This is a genomic window from Paenibacillus terrisolis (assembly GCF_056171975.1).
This window is the reverse complement of the sequence record NZ_JBKFGG010000040.1, coordinates 23,460-37,988: the sequence shown is the minus strand read 5'-3', so window position 1 is coordinate 37,988 and position 14,529 is coordinate 23,460. Positions and strand designations below refer to the sequence as shown.

At 44.3% G+C, this 14,529-nt stretch carries 14 protein-coding genes and 1 pseudogene; 3 read left to right on the top strand and 12 right to left on the bottom strand.

All coding sequences use genetic code 11. The features are described 5' to 3' along the window. Window positions 1–49 precede the first annotated feature (49 nt). The 11 genes and pseudogenes from ACI48K_RS22620 to ACI48K_RS22570 form a co-directional block, all read right to left on the bottom strand. Window positions 50–697 (bottom strand): carboxypeptidase-like regulatory domain-containing protein, encoded by a 648-nt coding sequence (locus ACI48K_RS22620; RefSeq protein WP_475029907.1) that lies wholly within the window; start codon window positions 695–697, stop codon window positions 50–52. Beyond that, window positions 694–1,089 (bottom strand): VOC family protein, encoded by a 396-nt coding sequence (locus ACI48K_RS22615; protein WP_475029906.1) that lies wholly within the window; start codon window positions 1,087–1,089, stop codon window positions 694–696. The genes ACI48K_RS22620 and ACI48K_RS22615 overlap by 4 nt, the downstream gene beginning before the upstream one ends. Window positions 1,090–1,160: 71 nt before the next feature. Then, window positions 1,161–1,784 (bottom strand): bis(5'-nucleosyl)-tetraphosphatase (symmetrical) YqeK, encoded by a 624-nt coding sequence (gene yqeK / locus ACI48K_RS22610; protein ID WP_475029905.1) that lies wholly within the window; start codon window positions 1,782–1,784, stop codon window positions 1,161–1,163. Window positions 1,785–1,924: 140 nt separating this feature from the next. Then, entirely contained in the window at window positions 1,925–4,426 is a 2,502-nt protein-coding gene (locus tag ACI48K_RS22605) for an ABC transporter permease (RefSeq protein ID WP_475029904.1), read from the bottom strand. Between the two features lie 2 nt (window positions 4,427–4,428). After that, window positions 4,429–5,105: pseudogene (locus ACI48K_RS22600) on the bottom strand (ABC transporter ATP-binding protein). A gap of 70 nt (window positions 5,106–5,175) precedes the next feature. Further along, window positions 5,176–6,093, bottom strand: a complete 918-nt coding sequence (locus ACI48K_RS22595; protein WP_475029903.1) for a sensor histidine kinase — start codon at window positions 6,091–6,093, stop codon at window positions 5,176–5,178. A 2-nt stretch (window positions 6,094–6,095) separates the two neighbouring features. Continuing rightward, window positions 6,096–6,779 (bottom strand): response regulator transcription factor, encoded by a 684-nt coding sequence (locus ACI48K_RS22590; protein WP_475029902.1) that lies wholly within the window; start codon window positions 6,777–6,779, stop codon window positions 6,096–6,098. Window positions 6,780–7,375: 596 nt separating this feature from the next. Next, entirely contained in the window at window positions 7,376–8,023 is a 648-nt protein-coding gene (locus tag ACI48K_RS22585; RefSeq protein ID WP_475029901.1) for a FusB/FusC family EF-G-binding protein, read from the bottom strand. 244 nt (window positions 8,024–8,267) lie between these two features. Further along, window positions 8,268–9,065: a phosphotransferase family protein gene (locus ACI48K_RS22580; protein ID WP_475029900.1), complete on the bottom strand. Its 798-nt coding sequence runs from the start codon at window positions 9,063–9,065 to the stop codon at window positions 8,268–8,270. A gap of 435 nt (window positions 9,066–9,500) precedes the next feature. Further along, window positions 9,501–10,469, bottom strand: a complete 969-nt coding sequence (locus ACI48K_RS22575; RefSeq protein WP_475029899.1) for an ABC transporter permease — start codon at window positions 10,467–10,469, stop codon at window positions 9,501–9,503. Window positions 10,470–10,712: 243 nt separating this feature from the next. Continuing rightward, a complete protein-coding gene (locus ACI48K_RS22570) occupies window positions 10,713–11,420 on the bottom strand; it encodes a MerR family DNA-binding transcriptional regulator (RefSeq protein WP_475029898.1) in 708 nt (235 codons plus the stop codon). 156 nt (window positions 11,421–11,576) lie between these two features. On the opposite strand from ACI48K_RS22570, the gene ACI48K_RS22565 reads away from it, so the two are divergent. Then, window positions 11,577–12,263: a DUF6273 domain-containing protein gene (locus ACI48K_RS22565; RefSeq protein WP_475029897.1), complete on the top strand. Its 687-nt coding sequence runs from the start codon at window positions 11,577–11,579 to the stop codon at window positions 12,261–12,263. After that, window positions 12,260–13,141: an RCC1 domain-containing protein gene (locus ACI48K_RS22560; RefSeq protein WP_475029896.1), complete on the top strand. Its 882-nt coding sequence runs from the start codon at window positions 12,260–12,262 to the stop codon at window positions 13,139–13,141. The genes ACI48K_RS22565 and ACI48K_RS22560 overlap by 4 nt, the downstream gene beginning before the upstream one ends. A 548-nt stretch (window positions 13,142–13,689) precedes the next feature. Here the strand turns inward: ACI48K_RS22560 and ACI48K_RS22555 are convergent. Then, a complete protein-coding gene (locus ACI48K_RS22555; RefSeq protein ID WP_475029895.1) occupies window positions 13,690–13,860 on the bottom strand; it encodes a hypothetical protein in 171 nt (56 codons plus the stop codon). 228 nt (window positions 13,861–14,088) lie between these two features. On the opposite strand from ACI48K_RS22555, the gene ACI48K_RS22550 reads away from it, so the two are divergent. Next, window positions 14,089–14,463, top strand: coding sequence for a hypothetical protein (locus tag ACI48K_RS22550; RefSeq protein ID WP_475029940.1), 375 nt, complete (start codon window positions 14,089–14,091; stop codon window positions 14,461–14,463). The last annotated feature ends 66 nt before the right edge of the window (window positions 14,464–14,529 follow it).

The window sequence follows — 14,529 nt, the reverse complement described above, 5'->3', positions numbered from 1 at the left end:
GTCACTGCCGCCAATAATTTGCTCCGATACGACTTTTGCGTCCCCAATCTCATTGCTTCCAAAAAGTAGTCCCTGCTCCCAGTTCCCCGGTTTCATCATCTTTAATCTCAACATCAATTCGGCTGTATTCATAAATATTTACGCTTGGATCCAAACTGACGTGGATTAGGTAAGCGTATAAATTTGGCCCGTCCCCGTATTCTTGAACCTTATTGATTTGATGAATCGTTGACTTTTGACCATTAATTCGCACTTCAATATTCGTAGCCGCGATATCAGGGGCGATATCAATGACCGGCGCTTCCTTCAACAATGCACTATTCTCGAACAGAGGCGCCGCTTTCTTTAAACTCATAGGCCGGAAATACAGCATGAGCTGAGGAAAGTTCCCTTTAATTTTAAAAGCGATCAAAGAGTATATTTCCACGCCGTCAATCCGTGGGTTAATTTCGATGTCCTCATACGCCGGTATGTTCCAGGCCCAATATTCCAAATAATGAACCTTATAATCCTTGCAGGCATAGAGCGCGAAATAAAGCCCTTTTTCAAGGATGAACTCAAATTCTCCCGGATCGTTGGTATAGGTATGGGTTATATCTTGGAAACGGTCATTCAAAATACGGACAATGGCCTCGGGCAAGGGATTATTATCGAAATCGGTTACTTTCCCGTGAATTTTTATCGTATCGGACTTCATCGGGATATCTCCTCACTTTTAACTCCATTAACCGTTTCATAAAAGTTAACGATATTCCCATCCGGATCTTTGAACCAAAAGGACCTTCTTCCCCAAGGATATGTCACCGGCAACTTAACTATTTCAACGGGCTTGGCCGCAAGCCGCGTATATTCTTCATCAACCGCGTCCACTTCTACGTTAATGGTGAATCCGCCGTACCCAATGGGTAGATTGCGTCCTTGAATTAAGCTTTCCATTGCTTTCTTCGAGCATATCTCGAAATTACCGCCGTTAATGTTCATGGTTACGGCGCTTTCGTCGCCTTCGTAATCCGCCTGAAATAGATCGGAATAAAAATCTCTCAGGTTATTTACATGTTCAGTGATCAAACATACACCGGAAAATTGCATTTTTATCCTCCTTTATAAATGCTTATAAATGTCAGACAATTACATGGCGTGAGGTCGCAGGCAAACTATATTTAGCGCCCCCTTTGAACTTCCAGCAAAAGCTCCTCTCTTGCTTCGATCAGCCACGGATGAACCAGCTTCAGCTTGGATCGCTGCTCCCAAATCCGGTTCAGATAAGCGATGATTCCTTCATTCAACTCTCCGCGGTATACTTTGTCTCTTACTTCCACTATGTCATCATGTTCACCGGGCAGCACCCACGAAATCTTGTCCGAAATAAACAACACCTTATCCAGCAAGCTCGAATTGGCTTTTAATGTAGTATGGCATTCAATGGCAGCCAGCACTTCCGGGTCGGCAATATGAAAGATATCCCGAGCCAATGCTTTGGACAGCTTTTGATGCAAAATCCGTTCATACTTTAATTCATCTTCCAGAATTTCAATAGAAAGCTCTTTGGCTGTCTCCGCCATATTCTTCACGGGTATTACATTGCTGACATCGTGCAAAAGACCCGCAGATTCCGCTTGATCCGGATCTGCTCCATAAATTTCCGCTACGCGGCGGGCTTCCGAAGCTACCGTCAAAACATGCTGCAAAGTTTCCGGATCATGATGCAAGCGGAAAAAAGTTTCTATATCTTTTGTCAGATCTCCGGACAGTAATAAGGTATAAGGTCTGAGTACAGGATGCATGATATTGCCACCTTTACAGAGGTTACTTCCATGATTATACATCCGGCAATCAGGCAAATGATAGTCTTGAGCGCGAATATAAAAAGGCCGCCATAAAGGCGGGCGGCAAGGGAAAATCCCTGATAAGTAATCCTTTTTTGTTATTCTGCTTCCCTCAATCGCTCAACAATAGTTGATTTATGAATAGTGCGATACGCATTTTCTGGCGTAATAATACAGATTGCCAGAACCACCAAACTCGCCATCAAAACAGGGATGAAAGGATAGGTGAATATTGCATAGGTCGCTTGCTGTTGAAACAACTTAAAAATCCCAAAGGTGATGGCGCTTCCTGCTGTAAAGACGAAAAATAAGGTTATCACAGCGTATCCAAGCCCTTCACTCACCAACATTCTCCTGACCTGCTTTCGGCTCATGCCAATAGATTCAAGCGTCGCCAATTCACGCTTACGAACCATAACACTAACCGACATTACATTTACGAAATTGAGAATACCAATCAAAGCGATAACAAGTGCAACACCACCGCCGAGCACAAACAATACCGTTTTTGCGCTATTCAGTTCTTCCATTGATTCCATCTTTGATGTTAGAGATATTTCATAATCGCTCCCTATGATTTGCTTTAACGCAATCAGGGCGTTTTGCTCATAATCGCCTGAAACATCAAGGTTGATTTTTTTTGATACAATCGGTTCATTAAACCATTCTTGCATTAAAGCGTTTGATATAATTACGGTAGGCGCAAGACTGGAGCCAACAACTTTATAACCAAAGGGAACAAAACCGCCAAGCGGTATATTCATTTTTTGGATGTCGGGATTATCGTTTTCGCTTCGATAAGACGGCGAAATAGTCAACTCGTGGGCATTTGAAAATAAGTCGGGATTATCGGTTGCAATTAACGCGAACTCTCCGCGTTCAAAGGCGTCAATATCAATAGGTTTATCAAGAGTTCTATTCAATTTCATAAGAGCATTAGCATCAACGCCGACAATAAATCCTCGAAAATTTTCATAAATATCTTTCTCTGTCAAGTTGGCTATCTGCTTTTGCTGCTCTTTTATGGGATAATTGGCAATGTATTCACCAAAAGCGTCAGGCGAGTAATCCAGGCTCATTTTCTCCCATGTCGTTACGCTTAAAGCTTCAAATCCGGGTAGGGATTCCAGCTTTTCTATAAATGCCTTATCAAACTTTTGCGTCGGCCATGCGCTGTTTTCCAACACAAAATCACTTTCAAATGTGGATTCAATGTATTTGGCTATGTTCATACTAAAAACCAATGTAGTAACCGTTAAAAATGTCGTTACGCCTAAAAACAGGCTGAATAATGCCACTCCCGCACGTTTTTTATCCCGGAAAATATTGTGAAAAGCCATTTTATACGGTTTGCCATGTGCGGACGAACGGGTATTTTTCGATTTCATTTCCACGCCCGTATATCTCTGCGCTTCTATGGGAGAGATACCCGCCGCTTTTTTAGCTGGCTTCGACGCGCCCAATATCGCCGTGAGTAAAGGAAAGACCACCGCGCCTAAATAGATGAACGGAGAGAAAGACACAACCGCTTCTGTGGAAACAGCCCCAAGCTCTGAAATAAAGAACGGAACAAACTTGAGCGAAAGCAATAACGCGAGTATTATGCCAATCGGTATTCCAATTAAGCAAAGCCGCAAAATCTGTCCAACAACGATTCGCTTAATCTGTTTCGGCGTTGTTCCAAGCGTTTTAAGAAGCCCGTAAAACCGCACATCGCGGGAAACGGAAATATATAGGACGTTGTAGATCAGCAGATACCCTGTAAAAATCAAGAATACCACTATGGCGCTTAAGGCAATCAAAGCGGTTGTTGCCTGTCCCGTATCAGTATCATAAGCTTCTGCCGCTACTACCGGCTGATTTTCGGATAAACCCAAATCGGACGCTAATGCGCCGCAATATTCCGAAACACGCGATTCATTATCGAACATCAGCGTTGCCGAACCGTCTTTTTCAACGGTTTTGCCGTATTTTTGCGATAGCTCCCGCGAAACGAGCATCACGTCCGCAGTATTCATTGACTGAACAAAACCGTAGCTTGTAAACCACCCCGACAAACGGAAATTTTCGCTGATCAGCGCGTCCTTGTTTTCGCTGTCCGTATAGTAAGTAAGAGGGATTTCCATGCCAATGTAAGGAGTATTAATACCCAATCGTTTAAGTACCGCAAGAGAAACCATAATTTCATTTTCTTTTTCGGGATAGTTCCCCTCTATATCCACATAGGCGGGGGAGCGTAGTTCTTCCCATTCGGTTTTATCGAAATAGTACAAGGTCAAACTGATTTTTCCCATGTCCGGCGTATTCTTTACAAAACCGACGTTGTTACCCGTACCAACTACTTTAACGTAATCCAAAGCATTAAGCCGCTCTATTTGCGAAGCGGTAGGATGTCCGACTGCGGCTTGTGCCACAGTACCCGCAAAGCGTATTTGATTCATCTTCACAGATTCTACAAGGCTTATGCCTATGCTGAAAACAGACCCTATGAGAAAGGTTGTGAGCGCAATGGCTGTGATTATAAAAAAGTTTCTCTTTTTATTGAATTTAAGGCTTCTGTCTGTAAGTCGCCTTATAACAGCGCCGTTGTTATTCTTCATTTTCAGCCACGTCCTTCCCGGACAATTTTGCCGTCCTCTATATGGATAACGCGGTCGGCAAGCTGGGCGATTTGCTCGTTATGAGTAATCATCATCAGGGTTTGATGAAATCTTGTAGAAGTCATTTTCAGAATACCTAAAACATCCTGACTGGTTTTCGTGTCTAAATTGCCGGTAGGCTCGTCCGCAAGTATAACAGACGGCTTTGTAGCAAGCGCGCGGGCAATCGCTACGCGCTGCTGCTGACCGCCGGAAAGCATGTTGGGCAGATTATTGCGCTTTTCGCCAAGCCCCAACGTGTCAATGATTTCGTTTACAAACATTTTGTCTACGGTGTTGCCGTCCAGCTCAATCGGCAGCACGATATTTTCATATACACTTAAAATCGGGACGAGATTATAGTTCTGGAACACAAATCCTACATTGCGCCTACGAAATATGGTTAGCTGGTCGTCCGACATTTTAGCAAGCTCGTGTCCATCAACAATCACTTTCCCGTCTACCGGTTTGTCAAGCCCACCCAGCATATGTAAAAGCGTACTTTTCCCGGAACCGGACATTCCGACAACTGCACAAACTCTCCCGCTTCCACAGCTATATCAACGCCATCAAGGGCGCGGACCATATTCGGTTCCTTTCCATAGTGCTTTTTAAGTCCCTGCGTTAATAAAATCGGCATTTCTCACTCTCCTTTCGCTTATATTTCTATCATAAATTGCAACTCTTACAGGCTCCTAACAGAATTGGATTTATTTCTTACAGTTCTGTAAGAACATTGAGAATGTCGTATATTTCCCCGGCTTGGAATCTACGAGGATATAGCCGCCCTGTTTTTGAAATATCAGTGAAGCTAAATAAAGTCCTAATCCAGCCCCGTCAACACCTTTTGCGTTTTGTCCTCGATAAAACCGCTTGAAGACAGAGTTCCACTCATCGGGAGCAATTCCGATACCATAATCGGTAATACTGATTTTTGTATAGAGAGGCAGGGTTTCCACGGATATATTGATTTCACCGTCCGCTGGGGAATATTTGATCGCATTTTCCAAAATATTTGTGATGGCTTCACTTGTCCATTTGCGGTCATGCAACAACGCAGTATCCTCGAAATAAGCCGTTTGAATGGAAATGTTCTTCTTGGCTGCCACTCCGTATACGGCGCTGATACTGTCGGAAATAGTTTGTTTGATACCTGTGGAAACAAGGGACAATTCGATAGCTCCTACCTCCAGCCTTGACATTTTTACAAGGCTGTCCATCATCCATTGCAATTTTTCCGTTCCCGTTTTGACACGCGATAAAAATTCCTGCCGCTCGGCTTCGGTAATACGTCCTTCCAGCAGCAGGTCGGTATACATAGCGACACCGGATAGGGGCGTTTTTATCTGATGGGACATATCCGAAATAAAGCTTTGTATCATTTCTTTCTCCTGCTTGGTTTGAGAAATTTCCATAGTGTTCATCTGAATAATTTTAACGGCTTTATGCATCAGCTTGGAAAGCCTATTGTCCGCCGCCGCTTCAAATAATAGCTCTGTATTTCTGGCTAATACGCTCTCCAAAACCTGATCAATAGAATCAAAGGTTTTTCTTATATAGCGATAGCTGAAAAGGACCGTTAGGAAGCATATAGCAATGGCTATGATAATCGTAACTGCAAGTGCCATCCCTACACACCCCCGTTCCAAATGTAGCCGATGCCATGAATGGTCTTAATGATATGAGGATTTTTGGGATCGTCCTCCAGCTTTGCGCGTAAGCGGCTGATATTGACGGGCAAGGTGTTTTCATCCACAAAATTGCCCTCGTTGTCCCACAGGGAGGATAATATTTGTTCCTTTGAAAGCACTTGCTCAGCGTTTGTCATTAGAAAATAGAGCAGCTTGTATTCCGTTGCGCTGATGGGTATTTCTTTATCCTCCCGGAAAAGTTTGCAAAGGTTTGTATCCAACCTGTATTTGCCGGAACGGAGGATATGGCGGCTTTCAGCCTCCGTGCGGCGAAGCAGGGCTTCCACTCTTGCCCGGAGAACGGACAGGGAAAAAGGCTTGGTCATATAATCGTCCGCACCGGCTAAGAGGCCGGATACCTCGTCTGTTTCCAAATCACAGGCCGTCAGCATAATAATAAAAACTTTTGAATGTGTCCGAATTTCTTTACATAAGGCCATCCCGTTTCCGTCCGGTAATCCCAAATCCAGTATAATAAGGTCAATCTTATGCTGTTCCAGCATCCGCTTTCCGTCCTTAATGCTGCCTGCTGAAACAACGTCGTAGCCATCTTTTTCAAGGGTAAACGCTATGCCTCGACTTAAATTTTCGTCATCTTCCAATATCAGAATCTTTTTATTCATAGTGTGCCTCCGTTGCTCTCTTTACTCTGTTTCAAACACGGGTCTTTCGGCTTTGGCGCATCCTTTGGGATTGCCCAAACCCGGCTAAAACGAATCGCGCCCATGACACGTCCTTGTTCGCATAGCTGTTGTACCCGTCTGCTGGAAATGTCCCGCTTTTCAGCAGCTTGTTGCGTAGAAATATAATTCATATCTATTGTTTCCTTTCTATTCTTGTATAGGAAGAAATCATATAGACAACCAACTATAATTATATGCGCTTAAACGAATAGAAACGAGCGCAGGAAAGTAGTACTACCACAGGAATAAAAACGGTAGGTGTTTGCATGATGTAACCTTTTTGCTACAGCGATTGCTCGGCAGTAGATGCAAAAAGCCGAGATTTTAAGGATTGTTTATCCTTATATCTCGGCTTTTTGTAAACAAGGCCAACTTGAATTCTTATATGACTGAATAAGTAATCTCTTTCATTTGTTTTAGCCTCCAATACGTTTGTAGTTGCCGTTTCCAGCAAGTTACAATACCGTTTGCCGACTATCCAATGTTTGTTTGAGATTACCTCCTTATCACATTCTCCCTAAAGGCGGCCATAATAATTATTGGCTTACGGAGAGAATAAACTTCTCCAGAGGTTCTGTATCGGTAATGCTCTGATTGCATCCATGATTCTCCAGACATACGTATTGGCCAAAGGCAGAATAATTGTCCGGCGAAGCGCTCGCGGACTTGGTCTTGACCGAGAAATAGGCAAGCTCTTGATGCCGATTGCAGAAGAGGCAATACCCCTTCTTGTGCATTGGCGAGATTCTACCTTCTATGCCGATGAATTTTCCTTCGAACGGATAAACGATAAACAATCTGTTTGTAGCGATATCGATCCAGCTCAGATACGTCACATACCGGAAATCAATGGCTTGCAAATCAGGCATTTTCAGCTTCTTATTTTTGGGGAACAACTTCTGAATCTGTTTCGGCGTAATCGGTGGAAATGGTTCCATGAACGGTTCCAACGCGCTTAAATATCTCTGAAAATCATAGGCCGACTCCAAGGTCGATATGGGTTTCAGCATCTGCTGCTGTTCCTCGGTCAGAACAGAAAAGGCCTCGAGAATATTCGCTTGCGTACGATACCTGACGGTTTCCAAAACGCTCCGATCCGCAACGGTTCGCAAAGTTTTCAGAAGAAATTCCGATTGTTTCTTAATGATATTCAATTGATGGTTTCTAATAAATGTTGTACTCATAGCTTTTCAGCCCCTTATTTTTTATAAAAACTCGTAAATAAGGTGCAAAGCCTATTATTAGAAACGATAAAGTTAAGTTTGGGCGATCGAATCCATCCTAACCGCACCCCACGCAAAGTATCGCCCTATACTAGGCTTTGCATGAGGACTTCCTAGCCAATGAGCAATTCGGCATTGCCATCTGAAAAACCCCCAATCGCATTTCAATACGCAAAGTATAGCAGCAAAGCTATAAGGACGCAATTCATTCGGCCCTCAGGCGTTCCCTAACAAGATTGACCAGCGTAATTTTCTCATCTTCCGGAATCGATTCAACAAGCCGGGCGGCGGCGACAGGCAAGATCCATTTGTCGATATCATGATAACTTTGTCCGGATAACTTGAGATAAGTTTTCATGTATTCGTCGTACATTTTTTTTCTTAAAAAGCGGATCACCATACTGACGGCTTTCGGCGTCCCATCGGGAACGGTGCCGTATTTTAAAAGGAGTCCCGTTCTGGCGACATCCCCCAGCGGATTGCCCGCCATGCCGGTCATCCAATCGATTACCCATATTTTATCCCCGACGATTAAATTATCAGGATGAAAATCCCCATGATAAAGTTTATGATCATCCGGCAGTTGATTCAAATCGTTGACGATCAAACGTTTTTCCTCTTCGGTTAATAGATGGGTCTCGTGAATAGTTTGAGATAACATCTTTTTTTGATTTCTTTCCATGGCCGACGCATCGTAGGAATGCATTTGATAATGTATTTTTGCAAGTGTTCTGGAGTGCTTTTTGATCGACAGCGGGCTTTTTGTCATCAACTCTAGTAGGGTCGAGCCTGTTACTTTCTCGAATACGATCCCTTTTCTATGATCTTGTTCTATCATTTCAAAGGGTCTTGGTGTGTCTATTCCGGCTGAAAATACATACTCGCTTACTCTGAATTCATCTTCAATCGCTTTTTGAGGGAAACCGTCATTGTACAGTTTGACGATCTTGTTATCCTCGGTTTCGTAGATTTCCGCAGTCCTGCCTTGGCCTATTTTTCTCATATTAACCTTCTCCGTTTCGTTGAATAAGTTTTCATATTACAAATGCTCGATAAGCATCTACCGATTTAAATAACAGCTTCTACAAAATTGGATCCTTTTTTAAGACACCCAGGATATGAGAATCAAATTTCTGCAATAGCTCATTTGACAGAATGCTAAGCACTTGGAAGTTTTGCTTCCGGACATGTTAAATACTTTGGAAGGTTTATTGATCCTGTACTCTTCAAGCGATTCCTCCGAAACGCGCAATCTCCCTTCCGCATTGACTTTCAGCCATCCGTAAACCTATTTTCCCCCAGGCGTAATTAACGGCATAATGATCACTTCTTTCTTGGATTACACGATGATTCTAACAAGTTCTCCATTTCACAAAATAACCCAGCCATAAAAATGCGTTTGTCTTGGGCTGGGTCGCTGAGGTCAAATTATTTAATTTTATTTTTCCCTGAACTTTCGGTTCAATTGAATGCGAGGATCGACCATGGCGCACAGCAGATCGGCGAGCCAATTCGCTGCAATCACAAACGTTGCGATAATCAAAATGCTCGCCAGCAGCACCGGATGGTTTCTGCTGCGTGCGGCATGTACCACCAGCGTTCCAAGGCCGTCCCAATTAAATACATTTTCTACGACCATGGATCCGGAGATCAGCGTTGGAAAATCCAGCATGATCACCGTTAGAATAGGTAACAATGCATTTCTTAAGGCATGATGGTAGGTCACGCGTCTCTCGGAAACACCTTTGGCACGGGCGGTCAATAAAAACTCGGACGGAAGAATCTCGAGCATGCTTTGACGAACGAATTTCAAGTAGTAGGCAAGCAGGCCAATCGTTACCGTAGCAACCGGAAGAACCATATGGTACAGCAAGTCCTGGAACTCTCCCGCTTTGGATGGCGCATACATGCTGCTGGGCGGGAACCAGAATAGCTTGAAGGCGAAGATGTCCTGAAGCCAATGTCCAAGAACAAATAAGGGAATGCAAAAACCGATCATGCTAAGAAAAAGGCCGAGCTTATCCGAAACTCCATTTGCTTTTCTGCTGTTGTAAATCCCCCATGGAACGGCAATGATTAAGGTTAAGATAAAAGACGTTCCAAGCAGAATCAAACTGTTTTGAACCGGCTTCCAAATGTAGCTGCCAATAGGAAGATAGTTGTAATCAAGTCCAAGATTCCCCTGAAGGAGATCCTTCACCCAAAGGAAATATTGCTTGTATATGGGCAAATCCAGTCCAAAAATGTGCTTCTGTTGATTGGCATAAAGGATATCCGCTTCCGTCATGCCTGCGGATTGTGACCAGTAATTCCCCGGCATGAGACGCATGATGCAAAAGCACACGCTTAGTATGATAAACAGCGCTATCATAGAATGAATCGTTCGGCGTATCAAATAGGTCCTCATGCTGACCCTCCCGCAGGAACTGGAAATGATTTTTCCATTTTATCATAGTTCCTTGAATGAAGAGTATATGGAAATTTTATTGCTCGATTCATCGATTTTGAACTCAAATTCCGCTTCATGTTTGACCTCTCTGAATCACATGACTCACGCCGAGCATATTCCCGTCAGGATCCTTAAACTCAAATCCGCCAAAATTAAATTCGGCATTGACGTTCAGCTCGCCCACATCAACGCCTTGTTCGCTTAAATATGTGTATAAAATTCTTTATATCTCATCAGTTCTGATATGCCATTCATTTGCTTTTTCAATTGCTCATCCAGCTTCTGAAGAGCCGCTTTAAAAGAACGTTCAATCGTAGATAGATCATGCGTATTTAAAGCTTCAAGCAACTGTTTCATGCTTTCAATGAAAAAGACGGTTTTCCTTAAACTGCTTAGCACTATAATTTTTTTTAATTCCCGCGATGTAAAGACTCTATATCCGTTTTCCGGATTCCGCTTAGCTCGAATAAGCCCTTCCTTTTCCCAATGTCGAATAGCGGAGGGGTTAATACCGGCGATAATGGCGACCTCCCCAATTTTCAGTTCATCCGTGACCCGAATGTTCCTATACATGGAGAAATCAGTTTGACGAATGAGACTCATGATTTCCTCGACTCGCTGCTTCTCAACCTGGATGTTGTACTGTTGTAAATTGATCTTCCAGAGAGCTTGTTCAACGTACCCTTTTTTAATTAAGCTCATGACATCGTAGGCGACAGGCAAATCGAATCCGTTGATCAAAGACCGTAAAGCAAGGAACGCTTGGACATGCAGCGGAGTATAATATCTTCTATTACTGGCTGTCCGAGGTACGTCAGGCACCAATTCGAGACTTTCATATCTTCGTAAGGTTGTGGTGCTGACTTGAAGTCTCTTGGCCAACTGTTTCGGGGTAAAGGTTTTGTCCACCTGCGTCACCTTCCTTAAAGTCAAACTCTAAAGTACAGCAACAATATTATAAGAGGCAATGGTTATCCACACAAGGATTCTTGCTACATCAAGTGAAATCTTGCATGAATGTTATATGATCGAAATTGGAATAAAAAATCGAGGAGGACAACTTAATTGGAAAAGGTCCATTTCGCTTCAAAGTATCGGGATCTAAAACCCGGCGAATTCATTACGTTTGGCATGTATCCGCAGTCCGTCGACGGTAAAGAACAGGCGATTAAATGGCTTGTTCTTCAAAATTCAGGAAGCGAGCTGTTTGTTCTGAGTGAGTATATTTTGGACTGCAAGAGATATCACGGCAAAAGCACGGATTTGAAGTGGCGGGAATGCTTAGAAATTACGTGGAATGACTGTGATTTGCGCGAATGGCTGAATGATGAATTTTATAATGCTGCATTTAATACCGCCGAAAAACATTCCATAAAGACGGCTCATTGCTCGGACAACGGACAGGACTGCCCGGATACGGAGGATAAAGTCTTTTTGCTTAGCGTTGCCGAGATAAAAGATTTATCCGAGACCCACGACAAGGATTTAAGGCGCGCTGCTGGAACCGATTTTGCCAAGACGAAAAAGTCCGATGGATGCAGCTTATACGTATATGATAAAACGAACAAAGATAACTATATCATCAGAGAAGGCGAAGAAATTGGCTGTTCTTGGTGGTGGCTGCGAACACAAGGAAACAAACCTTCACGCTCATCTTTTGTAGGTACAGGTTGCAGCATTCGCAGCTATGGGAATAACAGTATAAACGGGTATGGTGTGCGTCCTGCTTTAAAATTGAGTCTTCTGCCATGATAACGATGAAAAACAAGAGAATACGGTGGCCTAAAGATACCATAGCGGCGGGTTGTCGTCATACCATTGGTCTTAAATCGGATGGCACAGTGACGGCGGTAGGCGATAATAAATATGGTCAATGCGATATAAACGACTGGCATGATATTGTGGCGGTTGCGGCGGGTAATGTTCATTTGGCGACGAATACGGGGAATGCTCATACCATCGGGCTTAGATCGGATGGAACTGTAGCGGCGGTGGGTTGGAATAAGCATGGTCAATGCGATGTAAGCGACTGGCGCGATATTGTGGCGGTAGCCGCGGGGTGGCGTCGTACCGTCGGGCTCAAATCGGATGGTACGGTGGTGGCTGCGGGCCGAAATAATGAAGGCCAATGCGATGTAAACGGTTGGCGTGATACGGTGGCGGTAGCGGCGGGTGACTGGCATACCGTAGGACTTAAATCGGACGGCTCGGTGACGGCGGCGGGTAATAACCGCTATGGCCAATGCGATGTAAGCGGCTGGCATGACATAGTGGCGGTAGCCGCAGGTTACCTTCATACCGTCGGGCTTAGAACGGACGGCAAGGTGGCGGCGGTGGGTCTGAATAAGCAGGGCCAATGCGATATAAGCGGCTGGCACGATATCGTGGCGATAGCGGCGGGTAGCCAGCATACCATCGGTCTTAAGTCGGACGGCAAGGTGATGGCTGTAGGCCGAAATAATGAAGGCCAATGCAAGGTAAGCGGCTGGCACGATATCGTGGCGATAGCGGCGGGTTGCACTCATACTGTCGGTCTGAAATCGGACGGTACGGTGGTGGCTGCGGGTGATCATGAATATGGCCAATGCGGTGTAAGCGGCTGGCGCGGCATCCAACTGCCCGGCAATTAGTTTTCAATATTGATAAACTTAACTTTATTGGCGCTCGATTACCCGGAGAACTCTCTTCTAGAGCCCGAAGTCAACTTATTTACGATCTAGTAACGGGAAAAGCTCCACTAATTTAAGCAAAATGTGAAATTACGGCGATTTAACTGGAAATGCTCCCACTAATTTCGGCAAACGAGGAAGTCTATGGCTTAAATCGATGATTTAGCTGGAGGATTTCCAGTTCGTGTTCGACCAGATTCAATAAGGGCCCAATTAACAGGAGAATTTCCAGTTAATGAAGTTCCATCGTTGTAAAGTGGTAGGAAGAGTCTATTTGGAGTTGAGGAGGTACTAGCCATTAAACCCACTTTTCCTTTCGCTATTACATAGTGGCTTGAACACTCCTATTAGAACGTCTGCATCAGGCGGTTTTTGCTATAAGTTCGACTGCCCTCCCCTGCATAGCTGGTGATTTTCTGTTTCCCACGCTTCGCATGCTCAACTGGCTGAAGCCATTAAAAAATACGCGCAAATTGCGCGTATTTTTGAGTTCAGAAGCAGGGCTTGCTTCAACGGCTGCTTTTCCCACTGCTATTTTTAGCTTCCTCCTCTGTTTCCGAAGAACTGTCGGTGATATCGCTCAGGCCCGGCTCAAAGCCAGTGCGCAGATGCGGAGATGTGTCCTCATAAACGGTTTTCGGATCTCCATCGGTTTCTACAGGTTTTGGATCATGCGGCATGGGTGGTCCCTCCTTTGAGGATAGACTGCCCCATTCGGGTCCTTTCATTCGGCAGTCCTTGGCCCTCTGTCAAGGTGCCAATAGCCGGGTTGTCGTGGATCATAAAATGGGCCCTATTTCCAAGGATGTAAAATCCAAAAACAAGCAATTCCTCTGCTCTATTTGGCTTATACCATTTTTAAAAGCTGCAATAAGCTATATCAACCTTAGAAAGGAGTGATATCGTTGCTGCTAAACAGAGGTTTACGTCTTGAATTTTGGTCAGGCATCAACTTTACGGGGCGCCGAATTATCTTCAAACGCGGGGGCATCGCGGTTCGGGACCTCGGAGCATTTCGCTTTGACAATGAGCTCTCCAGCTTCAGAGTCAGAAATGAAATCCGCCGAGCCCTGGTTACGCTTATCCTATTTTCCGGAACGAATTTCCAAGGATCCTTCCGCGTGTTCCGGGGCAGTCAAAACGTAGCGAATCTGGGGACTTTCGGTTTCGACAACCTCACGTCGTCCTTTATTTTGGTCGGCCGCATTTTGACGGATGCGGAAATTGCTCTCATTCGTAGCACTCGCAAACCTCCGCGCGATATTCTGGTGATTAAACAGTAATCCGCCGAAACAAAAACTCAGGGCCGGCTAAAGCTGCACCCTGAGTTTTTGTTTGAGAATATTCGA

Excerpts from the sequence above, each read along its gene's own strand:
- ACI48K_RS22620 (WP_475029907.1), bottom strand. The coding sequence starts at position 697 with ATGAAGTCCGATACGATAAAAATTCACGGGAAAGTAACCGATTTCGAT.
- ACI48K_RS22615 (WP_475029906.1), bottom strand. The coding sequence starts at position 1,089 with ATGCAATTTTCCGGTGTATGTTTGATCACTGAACATGTAAATAACCTG.
- yqeK (WP_475029905.1), bottom strand. The coding sequence starts at position 1,784 with ATGCATCCTGTACTCAGACCTTATACCTTATTACTGTCCGGAGATCTG.
- ACI48K_RS22605 (WP_475029904.1), bottom strand. The coding sequence starts at position 4,426 with ATGAAGAATAACAACGGCGCTGTTATAAGGCGACTTACAGACAGAAGC.
- ACI48K_RS22595 (WP_475029903.1), bottom strand. The coding sequence starts at position 6,093 with ATGGCACTTGCAGTTACGATTATCATAGCCATTGCTATATGCTTCCTA.
- ACI48K_RS22590 (WP_475029902.1), bottom strand. The coding sequence starts at position 6,779 with ATGAATAAAAAGATTCTGATATTGGAAGATGACGAAAATTTAAGTCGA.
- ACI48K_RS22585 (WP_475029901.1), bottom strand. The coding sequence starts at position 8,023 with ATGAGTACAACATTTATTAGAAACCATCAATTGAATATCATTAAGAAA.
- ACI48K_RS22580 (WP_475029900.1), bottom strand. The coding sequence starts at position 9,065 with ATGAGAAAAATAGGCCAAGGCAGGACTGCGGAAATCTACGAAACCGAG.
- ACI48K_RS22575 (WP_475029899.1), bottom strand. The coding sequence starts at position 10,469 with ATGAGGACCTATTTGATACGCCGAACGATTCATTCTATGATAGCGCTG.
- ACI48K_RS22560 (WP_475029896.1), top strand. The coding sequence starts at position 12,260 with ATGATAACGATGAAAAACAAGAGAATACGGTGGCCTAAAGATACCATA.
- ACI48K_RS22555 (WP_475029895.1), bottom strand. The coding sequence starts at position 13,860 with ATGCCGCATGATCCAAAACCTGTAGAAACCGATGGAGATCCGAAAACC.